The following is a 24,774-nucleotide window of genomic DNA, read 5'->3' as shown; positions in this document are numbered from 1 at the left end:
GGCATAAATCCATCCCTTCCCCCTAACTCTCTTTCCGCTATCCTCATTCCCAGGCGATTGTGCGGTCAAGGTGAGAGCTTTCAGCTCGCCAACCGCTGCCAATCTCTATCGCCTCCCTGACAGAGAGGTGCCCTTGTCCTTTACCCTTCCAGTAAGAGCGCTTCCGGGTCTTCGATCAGCTCCTTCACCTTCACCAGGAAGCGTACAGCGGTGCTGCCATCGATTAGCCGATGATCGTAACTGAGAGCCACGTACATCATTGGGCGAATGACGATCTGGCCGTTCACGACAACCGGTCGTTCTTCGATCTTGTGCATACCGAGAATCCCAACCTGCGGTGCATTGAGAATAGGCGTACTCATCAGCGAACCGTACACACCGCCATTGGTAATAGTAAACGTACCCCCTTGCAGCTCGGCCAGACTCAAGGTACCTTCGCGCGCTTTCTTCGCCAGTTGTGCGATCTCGCGCTCGATCTGAGCGAAGGTCTTGCGGTCAGCGTCGCGCACAACCGGTACCACCAATCCTTCATCCACTCCCACTGCGATCCCGATGTCGTAGTAGTATTTAATCACCACCTCTTCACCCTGAATTTCGGCGTTGACCATCGGGAAAGCTTTTAGCGCACCAACTACCGCCTTCGTGAAGAATGACATAAAGCCTAGCCCAACCCCGTGACGTTCTTTGAACGAGTCTTTGTGGCGTGCACGCAGGGCCATGACCGCACTCATATCCACTTCATTGAACGTGGTGAGCATTGCTGCCGTGTGTTGGGCTTCAACCAGACGACGGGCGATAGTCAGTCGCCGTCGACTCAGGCGCTGCCGCTCTTCGCGGCGGTCGCCATTCACCGTCACCGTTGGCGCCGGAGTTGCCGGCGGTGTTGGTCGCGGAGCAGTAGCAGCCGGGAGTGGGGATGTCGGTGCTGGTGTTGATTGAGGTGGTGATGGAGGACGCTCGATAACGGCTGGGGTTGGATGGCTCACAGGTGTATGGATACGTCCTTCATCAGCTTTAGCGGTAGCTTCACTCGGCCCGGTTCCCGAAACCAACCGCATGACATCTTCCTTCGTGATCCGTCCGCCAGGGCCGGTGCCAGGCACGGTGCGTAAATCAATAGCGTGCTCGGCGGCCATGCGTTGAGCGACCGGCGTTGCCAAAACCTCACCTGTGGCAGGTGATGAGGTCGCTACCGGTGTTGGTGCTGATGTGGCCGCAGATGGTGCAGTCGCTGCCGGTTTCTCTGCCGGTAACGCACCTGCTTCGATGGTTCCCAGCAGGTCACCGATCGCGACAGTTGTACCTTCGGGACATGCGATATTGGTCAGAATTCCACTCTGATCGGCAGCCACTTCGAGATTGACCTTATCGGTTTCCAACTCAACCACCGGTTCACCAACAGCAACCGGTTCACCTTCGAGCTTGAGCCAGCGTGCTACCGTCGCCTCAACAATCGACTCACCGAGCGACGGCACTCGAATTTCGTATGCCATACTCTAACCTACCTCATATTAAACGGATGCTCTCATCCTTAATCACGTCTGCTTGCCCGTTTCAGTTTTTGCCCTCGCCTGATCCCACCGCCGCTCTTGACGTTAGCAACGGCAGGGTGATGCAAGTGGTCAGGGGTGTTCGTCTGCATTGCGAATGTGCCTAGCTGCTTATCGCTTCTTGTCCCTGGATTGCCGGTACAGGCGATTCCGGCAAATCAGCTACTGCTTCACGCAAGATACGAGCCTGTTCGCGCACATGAATGCTGTGCAACCCTTCTGCCGGGCTAGCCGATTCGGGGCGTCCGACATAACGTAGCGTCACCCCTTCTGGGAGCAGCTTTTGCAGCCGTGGCCAGACAAATGTCCAGGCGCCCATATTTTGTGGCTCTTCCTGTAACCAGATCACCTCGTGCAGGTTTGGGTAGCGCCTGATTGCCGTTTGCAGCTCTTCTGCCGGGAAGGGATAGAGCAATTCCAGACGCAGCAGATCGATGCGTCCACCGCTCTTTTCCCATTCGGCGCTTGAGAGCAGGTCAATAGCAACTTTGCCTGAACAGAGGATTAAGCGCGTCACGCCTTCAGGGGCTGGCGCTTCGTTCCCCAGATCAAGGATTGGCTGGAAACGAGCGTCGGTGAGATCGCGGAGCGAGGAGCTGCTGCGCGGATGGCGCAGCAGGCTCTTTGGGGTCAGAATGATTAGCGGTTTCGGGTCGGCGTACAACGATGCCGCCTGATACCGTAAGAGGTGGAAATACTGGGCAGCCGTCGTACAATTAGCGATGCGAATATTGTCATTCGCTGCCAACTGCAAAAATCGTTCGAGCCGTGCGCTCGAGTGTTCTGGGCCTTGACCCTCATAACCGTGAGGGAGCAGCATGACTAGCGAAGGATTCTGTCCCCATTTCGCGTGACCACTAACGATAAACTGGTCAATGATGACTTGAGCACCGTTGGCAAAATCGCCGAACTGCGCTTCCCACAACACCAGTGTATCCGGTGCGTGACAACTATACCCGTACTCAAACCCCAGTACCGACGCTTCCGAAAGCGGGCTATTGTAAACGGCAAACGAGGCACGTGCCTGTGGAATCGCGTGCAAAGGAATGAATCGCTCACCGGTAACGACATCATGCAGTACTGCGTGGCGATGACTGAACGTACCGCGTTCACTATCCTGACCGGTCAAGCGAATTGGCGTACCATCGGCAAGGATGCTGGCAAACGCCAGTGCTTCGGCGTGACCCCAGTCGATACCGTTTTCTTCGTAAATTGCCTGTCGGCGGCGTTGCAGCATGCGCTCCAGTTTTGGATGGACGGTAAACCCTTCTGGACGGTCGAGGAGCGCTTCGTTCAGTTCGATTAGGGTTTTCGCTGAAACCGGTCGCGCAAAGATGGGCGGACGGCGCATAGGGAGCGGATTGGCTGGCGGTGGCGCCGGTGGCAAAGTGGCGGCCAGTCGTTGGCGTTCGCGCACCTTTTCAAATGCATGTTGCAGTTTTTGCATCACGGCATCAACACGAGCCTGCGCCTCTTCACGGGTTATCAGACCACGCCGTTCAAGTTCACGCGCCCAAATTTCGCGTACTGTCGGATGATTCCTGATCCGCTCATACATTTTAGGCTGGGTGAACTCTGGTTCGTCGCCTTCGTTGTGTCCCCAACGGCGATAACCGACAAGATCGATCAGGAAATCTTTCTGGAACTTCTCACGGTAGGCAGCGGCCATACGGGCTACGGCAATACAGGCCTCCACATCGTCGGCATTAACGTGGACAACCGGAATCTCCATACCACGTGCCAGGTCACTGGCGTACAGCGTTGACCGTGAGTCGTTGCTATCGGTCGTGAAGCCAATCTGGTTATTGATAATGATGTGAATCGTTCCACCGATATGGTACCCCTTCAAGCGTGAGAGGTTGAGCGTCTCGGCTACAATTCCCTGACCGGGAAATGCTGCATCGCCGTGAATCAAGATTGCCAGTGACTCCTTTTCATCTTCTTCAGGGAAGCCAGGTCGGTTGCGCCGTTCCTGTGCCGCACGCGCCCGCCCTTCAACTACCGGATTAATAAATTCGAGATGGCTGGGGTTCGGTACCAGCGTAATCGGCATCTCAGCAACGCCGCTCTCGCGATAGGCTTTCCGGGCGCCAAGATGATACTTCACATCACCCGTCCAACCTTCATAGGTGTCTTTGGTGTAGTCAGGCGAGTGAAACTCGGTCAGAATCATCGAGTAGGGTTTACCAAGGATATGAGCCAGAACATTCAACCGACCACGATGCGCCATACCGATCACGATTTCTTTCGTACCGCTGACTGCCGCATTACGAATGATCGCATCGATAATCGGGATGAGCATATCGCAACCTTCAATCGAAAACCGCTTCTGACCGGGAAAGGTCTTGTGTAAAAAGCGCTCAAAGCATTCGACTTCGGTTAAGCGGTCAAGTAATTCACGCTGTCGATCAGCATCGAGGTCTCGGAAGAAGCGGCGATCTTCAGCAGCTTCACGAATCCAGGCCCGCTCGCGGTAATCTTGAATCTGATCGGTCTCGTACCCAATTGAGCCAGAGTAAGCCTGCCGTAACCGTTCTACACCTTCGGCGGCGTTCCGTACCTGCGTAGCGATTGGCCCGCGTATGATGTGCGCTGGCAATGCTGCCAGATCAGCCTGGGTAACACCATGGGTCGCCAGTTCCAGACCGGGGTCGCCAGGTGGGTCACTTCCGAGGGGATCGATGCGGGCAGCCAGATGTCCTAATTCGCGGATATATCGGATTAATCGGGCTGCGCCTACGATGCGCGTTACGTCCAATGGTAATTGACCAGACTCGCCGGTCGGCACCGTACTATCACCTGGCGGTGTCCATCGCGCAAAAAAGGCCCGCGTTTCCTCATCGACCGAATGTGGGTCGGCGCAGTAGCGCTCGTACAATTCGATCAAATAGCCGGCGTTGGGGCCGTAGAAGCCATTCCATTCGTTCATGCCTCGCCCGCTCCTTGAAGTAATGAAGGGTTAGCCGATTGTTTGTTCATAATATCACAAATAATAACAACACAGTATCAGGCAATATTTTCAATTCTATTGTACCACGTTGGCTGCACAGCGTTTCAAGGCAAAAAGGCGATGCGGTCAGGAACCCGCATCGCCTTTTTTACCCGATTTGCATCGAAGATACCGAACTACATTGTCGCAATTGCGTTACATGCTGCGGCAATAATCAGCATTACGCTAACGGTGATCAAGACTGCAATGAATTGTGCCAGCCGATATGGCATCTCAAATCGGCTGACCTGGGGTTTCACAGAGGTAACTTGCTCTTGTTGCATCACTGCCTCACTAGGTTTCGTTTGTTTTCGGATATAGATATAATAGTAAATTGATATGGTGTCTAACAAGGGAGAAAAAACATCACGGCCAGGGAAGTTTCTCCCCGCTTTCTCCCCTGGAAGACTTCCCGCACGAGGAGTGAACAGTGTAGCAATTTGCAACGTTCTCCCTGCCCGCTTGTGGGTCTGCCGGGCAACCGATAAGTTCTGGTCGTGCACTGCACGACGCAGGCCAGCGGTCTGATCCACGGTATTCACGGCCAGTATTGATCTGGCCCTTGCTCGGATCGCGGCACTCGTCCAAAAATTGTGCGGAATTTTTTACCGAATCTGGGATGGTAAGCTGCTATCATGACGAGTAACCATCTGGAACCGGTCGCGTGTAGGAGTGAGGCTATCATGGAGTTTGCGTTGCTCATCCTCTGTCTCGCACCGATGATTTTCTTCATTGGTGCCGGAGTCGGGTTTCTCGTTGGGCGGGCGCTGGCTCGTTCTGCCGATCCTCGTCGTCAGTTCGCCGATCTGGTTCGGTTCTGGCAGCAATCCCAACAGATCGATGCTGCCAGCGCCGAACGTATTTTGCTGCTGTTGTATAGACAGCCCGGCGTGCAATCATCTGCTGATACCACACAACTGGCTGCGCAATCGGCTTCTACAATGACTGTGGCCGATCATACGTCACCATTGGCAGCGACGGCAGGAATGCCGTCATCACCACCGATTCCTTCAATGCCTGTGCCGGTTTCCCTGCCTAAAGCTGACCAGGTATTACCCCCACCACCGGTTGCCCCGGCAGTTACAGTGTCAATGCCGACAGCACCGGAATCTACGGCGCCACCTACAGATGCTGCGGATGACTCACAAACCGTACCACCACTGCTGACAGCATTGCTCTCGATGGAAGCACGACGAACGCTATTGATAATTGGTTCGTTTTTGATCCTCATCTCTAGCTTGGTACTGGTAATCTTTAACTGGAACCGATTTCCGCCGCTGGTGCAGGTTGGACTCTTGAGTGTTTTTACCGGTAGCCTCTGGGGGGGCGGGTACTGGATGCAGCGACGTACCGCTCTCGTAACTGCCGGTCGTAATCTCAGTTCGGTCGCGATGCTGATGTTACCGGTTGTGCTGTTCTCTTTTACCCGACCGGGCTTGTTTGATCTTGACGGACGGCTGGCCTCGTTTGTGGTAAGCGTCCTGAGTTGTATGGTGTATACGGTCGCTGCCTGGCAAAGCCGACGGCTCTTCTACAGTCTGACTGCCAGTGCTGCGGCGTGTGCGGCGCTCTATAGCAGCTTTTTGTGGTGGTCGGTGGATGGACGCTGGCAGCCAATCTGGTCGTTTGTGCTGTGGAGCGTTGCCCTGATTATTGCCCACCAATTGAACCGAAGTACTCGGTCGATGCTGGTGCCTGGGCCGCGCATTGTCTCTATCGCCGGGCCAGCATTATCGATCTCAGTAAGTCTGGGATTGTTTCTGGCAAATCCCATTGCGGCTGAAGCTCCCACCACAATAACGGTGCTGCTCCTCGGGGCTGCGTTTGGCGTTGCACTGGCATGGCTCAATGATCAACCAGCCTGGCTTTGGGCGACAGCGCTCTTGGTGCCACTGGCAACGATGGTGGGAGTAGTCTTGCCCGTTGATGGGCTGACGTGGATCAACCTTAGCTTCGCCAGTCTGACACTGATCTATCCGGTCTTGGCCGCTGTGCTAGAACAGCGTTTACCGGCATATTCGCGACCATTTCTAGTTTTGATGCCGATACTGGCCGTTGTTGCGCTGGCTACTGCACTTGATCGCGTGGCAATTGTCCGAAGTTACCCGATCCTGATCGGTACCACCCTCTTGGTGGTTGGGCTGATTGAGTGGCGGCGTCTGGTTCTCTGGCAACCGCATCGGACTCTGGTCGGTACGATTGTGGTAAGTATTCAACTTGGATTAGTGACTATCTGGGCCGGTTCGTTTGTCAACACCTGGGAACTTCGTAGTCTCATTGCGGTTGTCATTGGCGGGTTGGTCTTCATCGTGAGTGCGATCCCGCTTGGTCATCGGCTCGCCTACGCGCCAGCGGTCTGGTGTTACGGTGGTGCGTTCCTGATCGCTGTCGGTACCATCCTGAGCATTGTGCTCGATCCGACCCTGCGCTTGGTTATGCCGCTGATTGCTGCACTGCTTTACGGTTGGCGAGCTTTTCGCTACCGGCAGAGGCTATGGGCTGGAGCAGCCCTGGCAGCAGGGCTTGCGTTGTGTGGGGTAGTGCTGAATCGGGTTGGATGGCTAGCAAATCTTGACCACTATCTGCTGGCAAGCGTGCTTTTCGCCGGTGGATTGAGTATCGGTGGGAGTTTGCTCGGAAAACACGCTCCTGCGTATAAATACTGGACAGCACCGGCTCTGTTTTGGGCAGCTTCCCTGGGATGTATCAGCGGTATCTTGTTCGTGAATGCTTTCCTTGCCCCAAGCCTAGCAGCGGTTATTGCTGCCCTTGTCGGCAGTGCCACGATTGTTCTTCTCGGTATAATCTACCATCGCTGGCAGACGGGCTATCCAACGGCGTTGCTGTTGTTGGCTGCCTGGACGATAGCCCTGTTCAGCGATGTGCTACCGTGGGACGAAACGCTCCATTCGCTCTCGATCCTGGCCATTCTGTTGGCTGGAGGCTATGGCTTTCTGACGTTGATCATGCGTTCACGAACGCCGTTTGATCGTCCGTATGCTCAGTTTGGTCTGGCAACGTCGTTCCTGCTACCGTTACCGGCACTGCTCGAACTGATTGCGTTCACCGATCTGACGTCGCCGGTCTTGCGTGATCTGACGTTGGCAGCGATTAGTTCAGCCGTGTTCATGATCATTGGGGCCTTCGTGTATCGGCGCTGGCGATTGATCAGCCTGGCCTTGCTCCAATCATTTCTCGCTTTTGGGAGCGCTGTCCATTGGGTAGACGGCGCGAATCGGGTAACAACCGGCTGGTCATTACTCCTGATAGCGAGTCTGATTGCGCTAGGGAGTGCTTTCGTCCATCGTCGGTATAGCGTCGTTGTTGTTCACCAGCTCGTGTACGACAGCTACCTTCTCAGTAGTATTGCGAACCTGGTAGCGCTGAGTATGCTCTTTACCGGAAGTGTGAGTAGTCTCAGTCTGCCACTGCTAGTTCTCTTGGCTGGAGGCTATGGCTTTCTGACGTTGATCAGGCGTTCACGAACGCCGTTTGATCGTCCGTATGCTCAGTTTGGTCTGGCAACGTCGTTCCTGCTACCGTTACCGGCCCTGCTCGAACTGATTGCGTTCACCGATCTGACGTCGCCGGTCTTGCGTGATCTGACGTTGGCAGCGATTAGTTCAGCCGTGTTCATGATCATTGGGGCCTTCGTGTATCGGCGCTGGCGATTGATCAGCCTGGCCTTGCTCCAATCCTTTCTCGCTTTTGGGAGCGCTGTCCATTGGGTAGACGGCGCGAATCGGGTGACAACCGGCTGGTCATTACTCCTGATAGCAAGTCTGATTGCGCTAGGGAGTGCTTTCGTCCATCGTCGGTATACCGCCGTTGTTGTTCAGCGGCTTGTATACGACAGCTACCTTCTCGGTGGTGTTGCGAACCTGGTGGCGCTGAGTATGCTCTTCACCGGAAGTGTGAGTAGTCTCAGTCTGCCACTTCTGGTTCTCGCCGTGGTGATCGGTGTGATAGCTCAGCTTGAGCAACGTGTTGCCGGTGCGAGTTTGAGCCTGATCGCACTGCTTGGATGTATTGCCAGTAGTCTGGCGCTGACACCACTTTCACCGCCATGGCAGGCAGCGTGGTTTGTGCTCGCCCTTGTGCCCCTCCTCCTGATCGGTAGATTTGCGGCTCGCTTGAATAGTACCCGGATCTGGCAACAGCCTACTCTCTGGGTTCCACTTATCGCCGCTTGTATTCTCGGATCCCAGGCATTGTTCGATCTGCGTGCCGGGGTGATAGCCCTTGTGAATGGTGGGGTGCTCCTCGTTACCGCTACGTTCCGCGAACGCCGAAGTATCTATGCCTACCTCGCCGGAGCGGTCTTTGTGACTGCCAGCCTCGGTCAGTTTCTGGTTTGGGAACTGCGCGAGGTACAGTTATACGTCGTTCCGGTAGGTGTCTACCTCTTCGCATTGGCAGTCGGTATCCGGACATTTCAACGGCAGGTGTCGGTGGCGCGGTTGGTCGATAGCGCCGCCGTCTGTCTGCTCCTTGGCGTCACTTTCATACAGGCTGGTGGATCAGGTGAGAACGTCGGCTATGTGATGTTATTCGGTGGTGAGTCGTTACTGGTAATGGCCTACGGTACACTTGCCCGTCTCCGAGTACCCTTTATCAGCGGGGTGATTGGTTTTGTCATCGGAGTGCTCTGGATGGTGGCTTACGCTGCCAGTATGCTCAATCAGTGGCTCGTGTTGGGCTTGTTGGGAATGTTGATGCTTCTGGCCTACGTCCTGCTCGAGCGTCAGCAGGAGCAGCTACGACGGCTCGGACGTGATCTGGTTATGCGGCTGCGAGAGTGGCAATAGATTAGGTAGACCAGAGGCGTCTATCAGAAATGTCTTGCTCATGCGATAGGCGATGTGTGTGTATTGAACATGCTTTTCGCCGGAGCTACGGATGGTGTTGTTCGGAACTGGCAAACTCCACCGCACCGGTAGAGGCGGATTCTGCCCGCCCCTACCGGCTACCGATACTGCGCGGAGAGAATTACTCGAAGCGGTCGGCCACTAGCGCCGTCAGATCGGCAACGCGCACCGAGTAGCCCCACTCGTTATCGTACCAGGCCACAATCTTGAAGAAGTCATCACCCATGCTCATCGTGAGTGGGAGATCGACAACACTGCTGTAGGTGGTACCGATAAAGTCGCTGCTCACGAGCGGATCATGGGTAACACCGAGAATACCCTCTAGCTCCTCGCTTTCACTGGCTTCGATAAAGGCCTGATTAATCTCCTCAACTGATGTCTTTGTGCTCAGCAAGACCGAGAAGTCGACCATCGAAACCGTTGGCGTCGGCACACGTACCGCATACCCGTGGAACTTACCCTTTAGTTCGGGGATGACGAGCGCGACTGCTTTGGCGGCGCCGGTGGTTGTCGGTACCATGTTGATTGCGGCTGCTCGTGCCCGGCGCAGGTCTTTGTGAACGTTGTCTTGTAAGTTCTGATCCATCGTATACGAGTGGATAGTAGTCATCAGACCTCGTTCGATCCCAAAGCGATCATTGAGTACTTTCGCTACTGGTGCCAGACAGTTGGTGGTGCAGGATGCGTTTGAGATAATGTGGTGCTTCTCGTGGTCGTACTTCGCGTCGTTGACACCCAGACAGATGGTAATATCCTCGCCTTTTGCCGGTGCGGTGATAATGACCTTCTTAGCACCAGCGGCCAAATGTGCTTTGGCCTTCTCGGCATCGGTAAACCGGCCGGTCGACTCGATAACGATGTCAACACCAAGCTCCTTCCAGGGTAGGGCGGCTGGATCGCGCTCGGCCAGCGTCAACAACTCATAGCGGACGTCGTCTAGCTCAACCACAATCGCTTTCTCTGTCACCGTCACTTCGCCGTCGAATGCGCCGTAAGTCGAGTCGTAGCGCAGCAGATGAGCCAGCGTTTGGGCATCGGTCAGGTCATTAATTGCCACGATTTCAAACTCTTCAGGATAGTACTCCAGCATCGCCTTAAAGCTCTGGCGTCCGATCCGGCCGAAACCGTTGATAGCGACGCGAACCATGGAAGCCTCCTTAGTACTCAGATCACGATACTCTGGCGCCTTCGCCAAGAGGGTCAATGGCATATGGGTCTGCCATTAACTGACGTGGTCATTATAGCATCTTTGTCTGTTGACTCGCATTATAGATTCTTGCCTATCAGGTGAAGAATTGCATACGCAACTGTCTACAGCGGAATGATAAAACGGTGAAACGAGGGGAGGCAGAGAGAGGAAGGGTTCCAATCTGCGCTGTTATGTCGAATCAATAGCCAGGCATACCCCTTTTTGGCAGTATTCATACGTTCAATCTATCAGATGTGCCATCAGATGAGAAACATTTTGCATTCCATCTTGATGTTGCTACAATACGTAGTAAGAAGATAACTGCTTTTAAGCGGGCAAGGAGGAGCGGCATGACAAGTCTACTTATCGATGGGGGCGTAGGAGCGATCTTGCTTTTCTTTGTTGTGATGGGCTTTCGTCGAGGGGCGTGGCCGAGTGGGTTTGTTCTCGTTGGTACTCTGATCGGTACCGTACTGGTTGACCTCTGGCGTGATGGCATTGTGCATGTGTTAACACCGCTGGCTCTCGCCAGTGGCTGGTCACTCTTTCTCACCCTGAGTTGTCTCCTCCTGATCGCGGTCGTGGTTGGATACGGCGCCGATACTATTTTTGAATTTGGTCTGGAAAACGCCACTGAGTGGTCACATCGGCTCACTGGTGCGGCTATCGGTTTGGTGAATGCGGCACTGCTTACCAACTATCTGGTGCGTTACGCTCGTGAAGCCTGGCCCGACCCCGCTGCACTTGCCTGGCTTACCACAGCGACGATCACCCCGCTCGTGATTGATTTGTTGCCTTGGGGGATGCTGGCACTTACGCTGGCCGGTCTGCTGATTTTATTGTTTCGGCTGCTGCATGCAATTCGCAGTGAACAGGAACTGCATGCTGATAGACCGGTATCACAGCAGGAGGCCGATCGGCGGGTGCTTGAGCGTATCAATCAGGCCCTCGGTCATCGACGCCGCTAACGTATTTGCACTGTAAAGGCTGGTGCCAGATGCAGGTAGGGCGTGTCACTCTGCCCTCGCCACAGTCGGCAGCGGTTTCCCCAACCACTCAGTATAGAGTTCACCGAACCGTCCGGCTGCCAGTGCGCTGCGAATCTCGGCCATCAGATTGAGTAAGAAGGCAACATTGTGCAAACTTACCAGTCTGATACCGAGCAGTTCTTTTGAGCGGTAGAGATGATGGATGTAAGCCCGTGAGAAATGCCGACAGGTATAGCAGGTACATCCCTCTTGCAGTGGTCGTCGATCATCGCGTAATGCGGCATTGGTAACATTGAGACGCCAGTTGCGTTCACGATTGCGAACTAACGCTGCGCCGTGACGCCCAAGACGGGTGGGGCTGACGCAGTCAAACATATCGATTCCACGCGCAACACCTTCCAGCAGATCGTCAACATCGCCAACACCAAGCAGATGACGGGCCAGCCCATCTGGCAAGTACGGTACGGTCATGTCAACCACTTCGTACATTTGGGTCTTATTGGCGCCGAGTGATCCGCCAATGCACAGGCCGTCGAAATCCATACTGCTGATATATTCAGCACTCGCCCGCCGCAGGTCGGGAAAAATGCCGCCATGCACAATGCCGAAAAGTAACTGATCAGGATTCGGCAATGCGGCTCGATTCCGTTGCCGATGCGCGGTCAGACAGCGTTCTGCCCAGCGATGGGTACGTGCCAGACTCTGAGCCGTGTATTCGTAACCAGCCCGGAATGGCGGTAACTCGTCGAAACAGACAATAATATCGGCGCCAAGGTGGTGCTGTACCTCTATGCTGCGTTCGGGAGTAAAGACGTGTCGCGATCCGTCAAGGTACGATTTGAAGATGACCGCTTCTTCAGTAACGGTCACCATATCGTTGAGCCGTGATGGATGGGCAGGGCGACGCCCTTTGACTTCATCGGCGATCCCACCGTAAACGAGCGAAAAAACCTGGAATCCACCACTATCGGTCAAGATTGGGCCATTCCAGCTCATGAAGCCGTGCAGCCCTCCATGACGGGCGATCAACTCGTGACCAGGTTGGAGGTAGAGATGATAGGTGTTGCCAAGAATGATAGATGCCCCATGATCGCGTAGTTCGTGAGGAGTGAGCGATTTGACGGTGGCACGAGTGCCGACCGGCATAAAGACAGGTGTCGCTACTGTACCGTGCGCGGTTTGTAAGAGGCCAGCACGGGCACGGCTGGCAGGATCACGGGCTGTAATGGTAAATGGTGCCATACGCTTGCTTTAGTCGAGGATTATGTACTGATTGACACAGGTCAGTATTATAACCGAGGAGTGAGGACTAATGATCCAGACGAATGAGGCCAAGACTTACCACAGAAGGCACAGAGAATACACTGGTTCTACCAGCATTCTCTCTGCCCTCTGTGGGGTAACAAACGAAAGAAATGTATGCGGTAGAGCGAAAGTGATGAGCAGACCTCTACGCTGTCGGTTGCGCTCGCTTTTCTGCCCGGCCAACGATACGTCGCGCCAGAGCTAGTTCTTCAGGGCCAATTGCTCCCAGCATCCACGCCCCAATCCCGTATGCGATTGGACCAACGAACAGCGCGCATACTGCGCCAACCCATCCCGGTAACCAGATCAGTGCCGGTACTATCGCCGCCGCCATGATCAAACTGGCAATTGCCGGTCGCCACAACAGGCGATGGATGTTCGGTGATAGGCCTTCTTGTTGCAAGACCGGTCGGAAGACTGTATAGAGGACAACTTCTGATAGGATAGTAATCACAGCCGCCGCGAGCAACGCCGATTCGGGTTGACCAAGACGAATAGCGATTGGGATGACGAAAAGGTTGGCGATCAGGTTAAACGCAGCTCCAATCACAAAGGCGCGGGTAATCGCAGTCTGGCGCTCAATGGCAATGAGTACGTACTGCAATAATCCGTTCACAAATGAGAGTGGAAGAAACCATGCCAACACGGCGAGCACCGAAACCGATGGGAGGTACTCAGTAAAACGCCGACGGGCAAACAGCCATACCAGATCGTCGGCTAGGAGTGTCATGGTCATTGCCAATGGAAATGCGATCAGGAGCAACACGTGAAGAGTACGTTGTTGAGCCGCTGCCAGCTCGCTGCGTGCGCCTCCGGCACGACGGGCAAGGAGGGGGAAGACGGCAAAGGTAACCGCTGGCGGTAATACCAACGCAATGTTGAGCAACTGATATGGTAAGACGTATTGTTGAACGAGGAGGTCGGCGTTGCTACCACCAAACGCTCGCACGATGAAGAGATCGAAACGAAAGAAGATGATGCTCAACAGATTGTTGAGCATGAGCGGTAATGCTTGTGGTACGATCTGTCGGATTGTGGTCAGCTTAAAGCTCAAGGTTGGGGTGAAGAAGGTACGCACTTGCAAACCGAAAAAGATCAAGGCAGTCAGCGAACTGACCAGCACCGCTGCCCAGGCCAGGCCGATGACTCCCCAACCAAGGCTAAGCACAGCAATGCGCGCCACAAAACTGAGCAGAGCAGTCAGGACTTCAATGACCGCCGGGACTTCCATGCGCTCGGCTGCGTTGTACAGGGCTGTTACTGCCCCGCTGTACGCTCCTGGTATCAGCGTAAGAAGCAATATCCAGATTGCTTGCTGTCCTTCAGGAGTGAGTGGTTCACTAAGACCAAGCCTGCCAATCGTGTTGTAGATATAAATAACCAGCCAGGCAATCGGGATGGCAGCAACACCGATCAAGAGCAACCGTAATCCCAGCGTTATGCCAAACAGGTGCTGTGCTGCCGTCGGATGGCGGGCTGCTTCACGGGTCAGTAAGATGCCCAGTCCAAATTCGGTAAAGGTTGCCAGATACTGAGCAACCAGCAATGCCGCTGTATTGTAGGCTCCCAGCGCCGCCGGGTCGAGGGTGCCGACCAGCAACAGCAGGATGATCGTATCCAGGCCACGCACAAAGAGACGTAAGCCAAAGGTAATTGCGCTGTTTTTAAAAATACGCCGGGCTGCATTTGCTGGATCATCCTGGTACAATCGGCGCCAGAGAATGGCGCCGATGCTAAGTATGATCAGGGCAGTGCCGATGAGGGTGGCAACTAGAATAAGACGATTGTTCATGGCGATTGCGTGGTAATTGTGATCGAGCGACCGTTGCTGACCAGATGGATCGCACCGTTGAGTTTGGGATGGTATACTTGTGGGGCCAGTTGTTTTCGTTCGTACATACTGTGCAAGGCTGGCTCATCGGCTTGAAAGCCGGTACTGAACGCGATTGCCCGAATCTGCAATCGTTGCAAGGCCGGGTTGTCAATGGTACGTTGCCACGGATAGATCAACAAATCAATCCGTCGTCCGGCCAATTGATTGAGTGCGTTGTCGCCAGCACTGCCGCCGGTGTGAATGAGGATGCTAACCGTGCGATGTTCGATCAAGAGAACGCTCCCACCCTCAGTTCCATCGGAAACGGCCAGTACGTGGAGCTGTGCCCCACCGAGATTGATACGTTGACCAACCTGCAACTGGCGGATTGGTGTTGCATCCTCGCGCAACAGATCGTACCATTCACCGCGCACGATGGTTGGCGTGAGCGCCAGAGCTGGTTGGTACCGGCGCAATGCACCTAACTGTCCTGGTATGCGCTGATCATCTGCCTTCGTCAAGACAACAGTCGCGAGTTGTCGTTGCCAGAATGGTAGATGCCTCCCCAATTCGACTGCCAGACCTATCGGATCGCGACCACCGTCGATCAGGGTGAACGAACCGGCCGGCGACTGAATGAGAATGGCGTCGCCGACGGTTGGCAAGACAATCACGTGAAGATTGCCATCGGGCCGTTGCAACCAGGCTAGCCCACCGAGGATTCCGATCAAACCAAGCACGAACCATATCCGCTGTTGCATACGTTCCCCGTAGATATAAGCACTCACTGTCGTTCTCTACGTATAAAACCGTGCAACAGCGGAAAAAGTTACACTCTCGATTACGCCAGGGCAATAACTTCAATTTCAATTTGGGCATCGCGTGGCAGACGAGCTACCTGCACGGTTGAACGTGCCGGTGGGGTGTCGCCAAAATGCTCGGCGTAGGCTGCATTCATCGCCGCAAAATCGTTGAGATCGGCTAGAAAAACGGTCGTCTTCACAATGCGGTCAAGTGAACTACCGGCTGCCTGCAAAATGGCAGCAATGTTGGTAAAGATTTGGCGCGTCATCGCCCCAATATCATCGGTAATCAGCTCATTGGTGTCCGGATTGATCGGCAATTGTCCAGAGACAAAGATCAGGTTCCCGGTTTTGATCGCCTGTGAATACGGCCCAATTGCTCCTGGGGCCGCATCAGTACTGATTCGTGTCCGATCCATCGTGATCGTTCCTTTCTTTTTAACGTAAGAGCCAGAATCCGGTCATAACAAAAAAGTGCCAGATAACCGGCAGTAATCCTCCCACAATGGCTTGTGCGCCGTCCCATTCATACACTTCTACCCACAGTGCTGCCGTTACCCAATAAGCAACTGCCAGTGCTGCAAACCAGCAGATCGCGGCCAACCATGGCAGGTTGACAAGCAAGCTGATCAATGCCAGGAGCATTGGTAACAGGCGTGGCAATTGCACAAGTGGGTAGAGGGTGAAAATATGGGCCTGTTCCTGCTCTTCGGTGACGTTGCCCTGGATTAAAAATGATATAAGAACAAGCAGCGGCCATTCGAGCATACCGGCCATCCAGAAACCGATTCCGCCGATGATGATGCCGGGGTTTGGCCAGTAATCGCCATCAGTGAGTGCCGGTAGGGTAAACATCAAGCCCAACGGCAATGCAACTAGTGTCATAGCCCGTATTGCGGCGAAAAGGCGTGAACCGAACGTTGCCGCCGTTTTCCATTCTACCGATAGGGCCTTTGTTGTTGCGACAGGCTGACCGATCAGTTGCAGGTTTGGCACAAACGCTGCCGGCTGAAAACGTGGAGCATCGTTAAGTGGAGGGGTATGGCTCAACCGCTCAGCACAACGGGCGATCAGATCATGCCAGTGACTCATTGTACCAACCAGAACCACACCTGGTTGCCATTGGCCGGTAACGATGAGACCGCAAAAGCGACACAGCCAGGGTAAGCGTTCAGATCGAACGAACATGATCTGCTTTCCAAAACCCAGATCAACCACCTGACAGGCACTGATGTGCGGCCATGGAATGTCTGCCTTGAACCGTGAATTTCGTCCGCGAAATATATAGCGGATCGTCAGCGAATGCTGGCCTGCCGTAACTGCTGTTGGTACTGCAACGAGGATCGCCATACAGCTTACAATGACCAGCCCTATCATGAGATGGGCTGCAACCAACAACCAAAATGGTGCTGGAAGATCAGGGCGATCGGCAATGCCAAAGAACGGTACCCCTACCCCTTGATACGACTCAAAGATGGCACGGTACACCGGATCACGACTCACCCACAAGAGCGCGGGGTTGCTGCGGTAGGTAGGAAAGAGCAGGGCGAGAGCGCGATCCCAGTAACTTCGGTAGTGGAGAATACCGAGTGCGAGTACAAGCAGTGCCGAGATTGGAGGAATAAGCCCCGCTAATGAGAATCGCGGTACAGTTGCCACGACATCAGGCTCGGTTGTTGGCGGTAGATTTACTTCGGTCGATGCAGGAGCCGCAGTTCCACGGAGAAACAGCCCAAACAGAGGCGAGCGGCGCTGTTCATCGACGACGAGTGGCTGCGCTCCTTCAATCCGGCGAATTGCCCGCGCATGTTCTTGCAGAATGGTGTTAAGTAAATGATCAAACTCACGAATTCTCGAAGTGATCAGAAATGCCGGTCGGAAGGTTGTGCCGTATAACAATCCATACAGGCGATGCCAGCCGGTCAGCCGCTTGGCCGATGCTGCCGGGATCACGAGCAACACAAAGCGCTCACCGACTTCATCACCGGTAACGTGAATCTGGTGCAGTTCTTCCCAGGCAACCGGTAACCAGCCGCCAGCAAACTCAACGAGTAACCCACGTCCGCCAACGCGAATAGCTGGCAGTGCATTCAATAACACAAGAGCTAGCAGCAGTCCACTCACCACCCACAACAACACGACAAGTGTATCCACCATCCATTCATTCACATCTTGGGGGAGTGGTGATAATACCTCAAAAAATGGTTGCAGGAGCGTATTGCGTTCTACCCAACGAGCTATCGGCTCATATATCAGCAGCCCGCGGGCAAGCTGATACACAGCAGTCAACAGACTGACGAAAACCAGCAGATTTCCCGACATCGACAACCAGATACGCCGACGCCATGGATAGCTGTAGATTTTCTCTGCGGCCAGGACACTCATTGTGCCAAATACTTTCTCTACCCGTCTGCGATCTGACGTACTCGCAATTCTGCCATGTCGAGCAACTGTTGACAGGTCGCTGCCAGTTCAGCCCCTCGTTCATAGAGGTGGAGTGCCTCGGCTAGTGACAGTTCACCACGTTCAAGACGCTCGACAATTATTTGTAATTCTGCCAACAACTGCTCGTACTGTTCAACGGTAGTCGGTTCACTCATTTGCTGTCTCCACAGTTACACGCAGCGTACCGGCGTGTAAGGTCAGGTGCAATGTCTCACCAGGTTGAACTTGGGCTGGATCGGTGATAACTGTGCCATCAGATCGCTGAGCAATGGCGTATCCGCGTGCGAGGGTGGCCTGGGGGCTAAGTGTTCTCAGGCGTGCGTGTAGGCTTTGCAGGCGAGCCTGTTCAAACTGAATCCAGCGTGCCAGAGCACGATCAGCACGCCGCAGCAGATCATCAACAGTTTGACGGGCCGTATCAAAACGACGTCGTGGATGGTTACGCTGTAAGAGCATGTGCTGTTGCGCGACAACGGCACGTTGCGCATCGATACGCGATAAGATCGCACTCTCAGCCCGTTCACGAAGCTCCGTAATTTGTTGGCGAAGGTCGCCAATTGCCGGTGCCACCAGTTCAGCAGCAGCCGAAGGCGTTGGCGCCCGCACGTCGGCCACAGCATCAACCAGCGTAGTATCGGTTTCATGGCCGACACCGGTAATAATCGGTACCGGACTCAGTGCTACTGTCCGCACGACCTGCTCATCGTTGAACGCAGCCAGGTCTTCGCTGGCGCCACCACCACGCGCCAGAATGATAACATCGAGTGGTTCTGTGTAGGCGCGCCGCAGCGCAGCGACAATACTGGCCGGTGCCAGTTCACCCTGTACCAGGCAAGGCGAGAGCACCACTTCAGCTAATGGGTAGCGACGGCGTAAAATCGTGAGCATATCTTGCAGGGCTGCGGCCTGTGGTGAAGTAACGATGCCGATGCGACGGGGTAAGACCGGCAGTTGGCGTTTCCGCCGTTCATCGAACAATCCCTCTGCTTCCAGCCGGGCACGCAATTGCGCAAGTTGGGCATTGAGTAGTCCTATCCCAGCAGGCACAATCTGGTCAACAACAAACTGCACTTCACCGCGCGCTTCGTAGAAACCAACCCGTCCATGCGCCAGCACTGCCTCTCCGTTTGTCGGGAGCAGGGCTACCCGCTCGGCGGCTGATCGCCACAGCACTGCACGCATGCTGGCCTGCTCATCCTTCAGCGTAAAATAGCAATGGCCGGAAGGGTAGCGACGGAACTCTACCACTTCCGCCAACAGCCAGATGTCAAAGAATAACCCTTCCTCTTCGAGGTGAGCACGCAATGCGTTATTAAGTTCAGATACCGTAAAGGCGTGCATCAAAGCGGTTCAATGACCATGAGCGGTTGCCCGTACTCTACCGGTTGTCCATTCTTGACCAGAATTCGGGCAACACGACCGGCAACTTCGCTCTCGATCTCGTTCATCATCTTCATTGCTTCGATAATACCAACGGTATCGCCGACGCGCACTTCATCTCCCTCCTGCACAAACGGACGATCCTTCGGAGATGGAGCCGCGTAGAAGGTGCCAACCATCGGCGCAGTAATGGTGTGACCGGCTGGCATTTCTACCGGTGGGCCTTCAGGAGCCGGTGGTGGTTGAACGAACGGCGTCACCGGCGTTGTTGGCAAGGGCTGGATGGTTGGTGCGGCGGGCATAGGGGTAGGATAGATAATACCTCCTGCATGACCGCGTTTGACATGCAGCTTGGTATCGCCGCGTTCGATAGTAATTTCGTAAACATCGCTTCGTTCGAGCATCTGCAAGAGATCACGAACGGCAGCAAGACCGAAAGGATCGGATTGATCGGCTGGCAATTCTGTTGTTTCGTCCTTCATAGCTCCCCACGGCATAATCTCGGCGAAACTACCCTATTGTATCATAAGCAGCGACAGGCGATGCTGTTCCTGACTTCTGCCTAACAATACCGATAAGCGATTATTACGTTTAGTGATAAAATCTTTACCGACAAAAATTACCCAGATTGTTATGCTAGGCACGAGATACTCTTGTAGTGAAAGGATACAACGATGTTCTCACGTAATGTAGGTACACTCGACCGTGATATTCGTCTAGTACTAACTATGGTTTTGGGACTCATCTCACTCTTCGGTCAAAATTTTTGGTTGCAGGTCGTTTGTGGGTTTCTGGCGTTAATTATGTTTGCAACCGCAGCATTTGCCGTATGTCCGCTTTACTGGCCGTTTGGAATCAATACCTGCAAGCGTGAACAGAAAAAGAAACAGGTGTAATTACGTCACCCGTTGAAGGCTTTTGTCGTTAATAAGGGTAGAACGCTGTGTGAATTATATCACAGACAGTGAGGTTCTGCCAAATTGCTCACGATCTGCCTTGGGAGAGCAAAGGGTAGAGGAATCCGCTGAGGCAAGCGGCAGGTTAGCGATCACAAGCTGATACCAGAAGCCTGTCCTAACTATGTCGTTCTAAACCATAAAGGTCGCCCTCGCCGTCCTGATGTAACCGCAACGGCGCCGGGGCGCCGATAGCCACCGTGTTAGGAGTGGCAAGGTGAGTGTGGCCCTTACCTTCCCCCCAGTCCCCTTCCTCTCCCACCAGGGGCGGAGAAGGGGGGATGAACGGAACAGGGGCGATCCTGCGGCTGTCAATCACCCCTCTCCCGCAGCGCGGGAGAGGGGCTGGGGGTGAGGGCAGCCCTCACCTTCCCCTTCTTACCCTGGGGAGGAAGATGTTGAAAAGCGCCGGTCGTCGTTCCTTACTGACTTGCGAATCTGGTCAGATTGTGCTACAGTAATGGCGCAATAAGTTGTGCGGGCGTAGCTCAGGTGGTAGAGCATCTGCCTTCCAAGCAGATGGTCGCGCGTTCGAGTCGCGTCGCCCGCTCCGCACTAGGCATCCCACCCCTTGCGGTGGGATGTGTATTTGTGCGGGGATTGCTCTCGCACGGCGAAGATGAAAGTCATCAAGCTACTAAAAATTACACTTTTCCCATAGGGCTTTTCAACGCTCTCGTTATATTCGCCAGGGAGGGCGAACTCCAACGCGGGCTGCGCGGCAATAGCCCGTTGTGTAGGGGGAATGGGGGCGATTGTTCAGTTGAGGTCGGATGCGGGCCGGAGGCCCGCGCTCCTAAGTATCCACACGCGGTTGCTCTGGGTGCGCGGGCCGCTGGCGTGCAGAGGCGGAGGAGGGTGGAAGACCGTGCGCCGGTTCCGTCTACGCCGGGGCGGATGCGGGCCGGAGGCCCGCGCTCCCAGGTATCCCCCCACTCATGCTTGTCATTGTATCGGTAGATAATGTATAATATGCCCTCGAAGTCACCTAACGAGCAACGAGGGTCCTCTATGTATCCCCAATCTCAAAATCGTCGACTCTTCCCGATCATCGTTGGTGTATACGGAGCACTGTGGGCTGTCTTCAGTCTTCTTATGTTGTTCTTTGGCCTGACGAATATTTCAGGTCGCGGGATGGAAGGGCTGGCCGCACAGGTCGCGATTATCGTCTTCGGGATACCCTCGCTGATCTTCGCGGTCTTGCTGTTGGTATGTGCCGTCGGTCTCTGGCAAGAGAAGCGCTGGGCGCTGGTCATGGCGCTGGTTCTGGCTATCCTGAACCTGGCCATAGCCGTTCTCATAAGCATTGCCCCTACTGACATCACATACGTTGGTTTCGGCGGTATCGTGCTTTCAGTAGTAGCGCTGTGGTACATTGTCAAACAGTTGCGGTTCAGAGATTGACGCAAATAGTGCTTCCCCCTGTAGCCGGAGCGTAAGACAATGCTGCCATCAACGCTGATCCTTGAACTTGTTCCGACCGACCAGCACGGCCTTGCTGTTCGTATGGAACTGCTCAATGAGCAAATCTATCGGCCGCCACAGGCCACCTTCCGTTGCGGCTTGTTTGATGAAGCGCGTCTGCGTTCGTTATTGGGAAGCAACCCGCTGGCGTATGGTGCAGCATTGCGCGACGCCCTCTTCGCCGATCCGCAAGCGATCGCTACCTACCGCGAATTGCGAGCGGCGGCGCTCAATCGTGATTCCAGCGCTGCGCTGCGTTTACATCTGATTCTGCCCGAACACCTGCAAGCCATACGCTGGGAGCTGCTCGTCGATCCGGTAAGTCATCAACCGCTCGGTAGCGACGGGCAGCTCTGGTTGAGCCGATATGTGCCGGTAGACGATGTTTCACCACCGTCATTACCATCACGCCGAGCAGCAGGCGAGCAGCGTGTCTTGCTGGCGATTGCCGACCCCAACGATGCCGAACGGTGGAAGCTGGCGCCGATTGACCGCTCGGCATACGAAGGTATGGTACAGGCAGCGTGGGGCGGTTCGGGCGTGACGGTAATTCCGGCAACCTGGCAGCGCCTTACCACTGAGCTGAGCAGCGGCTACGACATTTTGATCCTGGTGGCGCACGGCAGACTGGTGGACAGTCAGCCATGGCTGTATTTGATCGACGACCAAGGGAACACTGCCCGTCGCTCTGGCGATGACCTGGCCGCGCTTCTGCGTAGTCGCGGTGCAGATGGCCCACGGCTGGTCGTGCTGGTCAGTTGCGCCGGGGCAGGGATGGATGACCATAGCTGGGGTGCTTTAGGTCCGCGCCTAGCCCGTGCGGGTGTGCCGGCAGTGGTTGCCGCTTACGGCGCACTGACCATGGACACGGCAGCGATCATTCTTGACAACCTGTTTCACGATCTCCGCCAGGAAGGACGGATTGACCGTGCGTTGCAACGCGCACGGCTGGCTGCCGCTCAGCAACAGCGTGCGGACTGGTGGCGGGTGACGCTCTTCAACCGCTGGCGCGATGGTCAGATATGGGAGCCAACACACCCCACGCCACTGACGGTTGCCCCATTTAAAGTTCCCTATCGGCGCAACCCGCTTTTCTGCGGACGTGAGCGTGAACTTGCCGAGCTTGAACAAACCTTGTGTGGCGCGGAAGCGGTTACGGTTGTGATCACCGGTATGGCCGGTGTGGGTAAGAGTCAACTGGCCAGTGAATGTGCCCATCGTCTGCGTGATCACTTCCCAGGTGGTGTCTTTTGGCTGGATATGAGCACCCCTGACCAGGTAGCGGCGCAGATCGCTGCCTGCGGTGGTGTGGATGGGTTGAACCTGCCGGGCTGGAACGGTTTGAGCCTGGAGGATCAGGTACGCGCCGTACAACGGGCCTGGCAAGAACCGATCCGTCGTCTGCTCATCTTCGATAATCTGGAAGAGCGGACGTTGCTGCAACAATGGCGACCAACGACCGGCGGTACGCAGGTGCTCGTCACCAGTCGGCGGAGTGATTGGCGGGCAACAGATGACGTTCATCTACTGCCACTCCGCCCGACCGAACGTAGCGATAGCTATCTGATCCTGTTGGGGCCACGGGCCAAAGCCCGCCAAACCACGATTGCAGCACTCCTGGCCGACGATGCGCAGCGGCAAACGGCTGATACAATCTGTGAACTGCTAGGTGATCTCCCGCTGGCCCTGGCGTTAGCCGGCGCCTACCTGGAAGATTCACCCAATCTGTCACTCGATGCGTATGATCAGCGGCTGAAGCAAACGATCCTTGCCCATCCTTCACTTGGTGACGAACAGGCAGCCGAGAGTGGCTCACCAACGGCTTACCGTCACGGTGTCGCTGCTGCTCTCGCTTTAAGCTACCAACGACTAGACCAGACCCGCGATGCGGCAGCGTTGACCCTGCTGCACCGTCTGGCCTGGCTGGCGCCAGAGCCGGTACCATTCCCGTTGCTGATTGCCATCGTCGGTAGCGATACCAACGATCAGGCGGCGGTCGATCCGATGCTACGCCGATTGCGTGCGGTTGGATTGATCGACCAACGCGAGGTACAACTTCACCGGTTGACAGCGGCCTTTGTGCGAGGGTGTGATCCGGCGCCAGAGGAAACGCTAGCGGCAACGGTCGTAGCGATGCTAAAGGTCAGTGATCATCTGCAGGACGCCTTCGAGCGCACACCGCTGGCAAGTATCCCTTACCGTCCGCACTATGTCGCGGTGTGTCAGCACGAGACACGCCTGAGCGATCAGGTGGCCGCCCGCTTGCTATCCGCGACGGAAGCAATTCTTCAACGGCTCGGCGAGTACGCGGCGGCGCGCCCGCTTTTGGAACGGGCACTGGCGATTTCCGAACGCACGCTCGGCCCCGACCACCCAGACACGGCCACCAGCCTAAACAATCTGGCGTTGCTGTTGTATCAGCAGGGCGAGTACGCGGCGGCGCGCCCGCTTTACGAACGGGCACTGGCGATTTCCGAACGCACGCTCGGCCCCGACCACCCAGCCACGGCCACCAGCCTAAACAATCTGGCGGGGCTGTTGTCTAAGCAGGGCGAGTACGCGGCGGCGCGTCCGCTTTTGGAACGGGCACTGGCGATCCGCGAACGCACGCTCGGCCCCGACCACCCAGACACGGCCACCAGCCTAAACAGTCTGGCGTTGCTGTTGTATCAGCAGGGCGAGTACGCGGCGGCGCGCCCGCTTTTGGAACGAACACTGGCGATTTCCGAACGCACGCTCGGCCCCGACCATCCAAACACGGCCACCAGCCTAAACAATCTGGCGGGGCTGTTGTCTGAGCAGGGCGAGTACGCGGCGGCGCGCCCGCTTTTGGAACGGGCACTGGCGATTTCCGAACGCACGCTCGGCCCCGACCACCCAGCCACGGCCACCAGCCTAAACAGTCTGGCGTTGCTGTTGTATCAGCAGGGCGAGTACGCGGCGGCGCGCCCGCTTTTGGAACGGGCACTGGCGATTTCCGAACGCACGCTCGGCCCCGACCACCCAGACACGGCCACCAGCCT

Annotated in this window: 17 protein-coding genes and 1 tRNA gene; 6 read left to right on the top strand and 12 right to left on the bottom strand. The window is 55.4% G+C overall.

Annotated features, from left to right (window positions below):
- Nucleotides 1-140: 140 nt before the first annotated feature.
- The 3 genes from odhB to QTO31_RS13085 all read right to left on the bottom strand — a co-directional run bounded on the left by odhB (nt 141) and on the right by QTO31_RS13085 (nt 4,823).
- A complete protein-coding gene (gene odhB / locus QTO31_RS13095; protein WP_301429487.1) occupies nt 141-1,493 on the bottom strand; it encodes a 2-oxoglutarate dehydrogenase complex dihydrolipoyllysine-residue succinyltransferase in 1,353 nt (450 codons plus the stop codon).
- Nucleotides 1,494-1,653: 160 nt separating this feature from the next.
- On the bottom strand, nt 1,654-4,479 hold the full coding sequence (locus QTO31_RS13090) for a 2-oxoglutarate dehydrogenase E1 component (RefSeq protein WP_301429485.1): 2,826 nt from the start codon (nt 4,477-4,479) through the stop codon (nt 1,654-1,656).
- Between the two features lie 197 nt (nt 4,480-4,676).
- The gene (locus QTO31_RS13085; RefSeq protein ID WP_173424559.1) at nt 4,677-4,823 is read right to left on the bottom strand and encodes a hypothetical protein; all 147 of its coding nucleotides are present in this window, start codon (nt 4,821-4,823) and stop codon (nt 4,677-4,679) included.
- A 351-nt stretch (nt 4,824-5,174) separates the two neighbouring features.
- On the opposite strand from QTO31_RS13085, the gene QTO31_RS13080 reads away from it, so the two are divergent.
- Nucleotides 5,175-9,347 carry an SCO7613 C-terminal domain-containing membrane protein gene (locus tag QTO31_RS13080; protein ID WP_301429484.1) on the top strand — a complete coding sequence of 1,391 codons (4,173 nt, stop codon included), beginning with the start codon at nt 5,175-5,177 and terminating at the stop codon, nt 9,345-9,347.
- Between the two features lie 181 nt (nt 9,348-9,528).
- Here QTO31_RS13080 and gap read toward each other — a convergent pair whose 3' ends face one another.
- Complete coding sequence (gene gap, locus QTO31_RS13075) at nt 9,529-10,554, bottom strand: type I glyceraldehyde-3-phosphate dehydrogenase (RefSeq protein WP_031459979.1); 1,026 nt, start codon at nt 10,552-10,554, stop codon at nt 9,529-9,531.
- Nucleotides 10,555-10,946: 392 nt separating this feature from the next.
- Here gap and QTO31_RS13070 point away from each other — a divergent pair, with 392 nt between their 5' ends.
- The gene (locus QTO31_RS13070; RefSeq protein WP_301429482.1) at nt 10,947-11,564 is read left to right on the top strand and encodes a CvpA family protein; all 618 of its coding nucleotides are present in this window, start codon (nt 10,947-10,949) and stop codon (nt 11,562-11,564) included.
- 45 nt (nt 11,565-11,609) lie between these two features.
- On the opposite strand, the gene tgt is transcribed toward QTO31_RS13070, so the two are convergent.
- The 8 genes from tgt to accB all read right to left on the bottom strand — a co-directional run bounded on the left by tgt (nt 11,610) and on the right by accB (nt 19,813).
- The gene (gene tgt, locus QTO31_RS13065) at nt 11,610-12,827 is read right to left on the bottom strand and encodes a tRNA guanosine(34) transglycosylase Tgt (RefSeq protein WP_301429481.1); all 1,218 of its coding nucleotides are present in this window, start codon (nt 12,825-12,827) and stop codon (nt 11,610-11,612) included.
- 208 nt (nt 12,828-13,035) lie between these two features.
- Nucleotides 13,036-14,682 carry an oligosaccharide flippase family protein gene (locus QTO31_RS13060; RefSeq protein ID WP_301429480.1) on the bottom strand — a complete coding sequence of 549 codons (1,647 nt, stop codon included), beginning with the start codon at nt 14,680-14,682 and terminating at the stop codon, nt 13,036-13,038.
- Nucleotides 14,679-15,464 carry a hypothetical protein gene (locus tag QTO31_RS13055; protein WP_301429479.1) on the bottom strand — a complete coding sequence of 262 codons (786 nt, stop codon included), beginning with the start codon at nt 15,462-15,464 and terminating at the stop codon, nt 14,679-14,681. Before QTO31_RS13055 ends, QTO31_RS13060 begins: the two co-directional genes overlap by 4 nt.
- An 80-nt stretch (nt 15,465-15,544) precedes the next feature.
- Nucleotides 15,545-15,925 carry a RidA family protein gene (locus QTO31_RS13050; protein WP_031459974.1) on the bottom strand — a complete coding sequence of 127 codons (381 nt, stop codon included), beginning with the start codon at nt 15,923-15,925 and terminating at the stop codon, nt 15,545-15,547.
- A 19-nt stretch (nt 15,926-15,944) separates the two neighbouring features.
- A complete protein-coding gene (locus QTO31_RS13045; RefSeq protein ID WP_301429478.1) occupies nt 15,945-17,891 on the bottom strand; it encodes a hypothetical protein in 1,947 nt (648 codons plus the stop codon).
- A gap of 17 nt (nt 17,892-17,908) precedes the next feature.
- Complete coding sequence (xseB, locus tag QTO31_RS13040; RefSeq protein ID WP_031459972.1) at nt 17,909-18,106, bottom strand: exodeoxyribonuclease VII small subunit; 198 nt, start codon at nt 18,104-18,106, stop codon at nt 17,909-17,911.
- Complete coding sequence (gene xseA / locus QTO31_RS13035) at nt 18,099-19,292, bottom strand: exodeoxyribonuclease VII large subunit (protein WP_031459971.1); 1,194 nt, start codon at nt 19,290-19,292, stop codon at nt 18,099-18,101. The genes xseB and xseA overlap by 8 nt, the downstream gene beginning before the upstream one ends.
- Complete coding sequence (gene accB, locus QTO31_RS13030) at nt 19,292-19,813, bottom strand: acetyl-CoA carboxylase biotin carboxyl carrier protein (RefSeq protein ID WP_031459970.1); 522 nt, start codon at nt 19,811-19,813, stop codon at nt 19,292-19,294. The genes xseA and accB overlap by 1 nt, the downstream gene beginning before the upstream one ends.
- A 192-nt stretch (nt 19,814-20,005) precedes the next feature.
- Here accB and QTO31_RS13025 point away from each other — a divergent pair, with 192 nt between their 5' ends.
- The 4 genes from QTO31_RS13025 to QTO31_RS13010 form a co-directional block, all read left to right on the top strand.
- On the top strand, nt 20,006-20,227 hold the full coding sequence (locus QTO31_RS13025; RefSeq protein WP_301429476.1) for a DUF2892 domain-containing protein: 222 nt from the start codon (nt 20,006-20,008) through the stop codon (nt 20,225-20,227).
- A 537-nt stretch (nt 20,228-20,764) separates the two neighbouring features.
- A tRNA-Gly gene (locus tag QTO31_RS13020) sits at nt 20,765-20,837 on the top strand.
- 461 nt (nt 20,838-21,298) lie between these two features.
- Nucleotides 21,299-21,691 carry a hypothetical protein gene (locus tag QTO31_RS13015; protein WP_301428805.1) on the top strand — a complete coding sequence of 131 codons (393 nt, stop codon included), beginning with the start codon at nt 21,299-21,301 and terminating at the stop codon, nt 21,689-21,691.
- Nucleotides 21,692-21,730: 39 nt separating this feature from the next.
- A partial coding sequence (locus tag QTO31_RS13010; protein ID WP_301429475.1) for a tetratricopeptide repeat protein occupies nt 21,731-24,774 on the top strand: 3,044 nt, incomplete at its 3' end.

It is taken from the genome of Chloroflexus sp. MS-CIW-1, from assembly GCF_030444705.1.
GTDB lineage: Bacteria > Chloroflexota > Chloroflexia > Chloroflexales > Chloroflexaceae > Chloroflexus.
The sequence above is the reverse complement of the archived record's forward strand: the minus strand, read 5'-3'. Positions and strand labels throughout refer to the sequence as shown.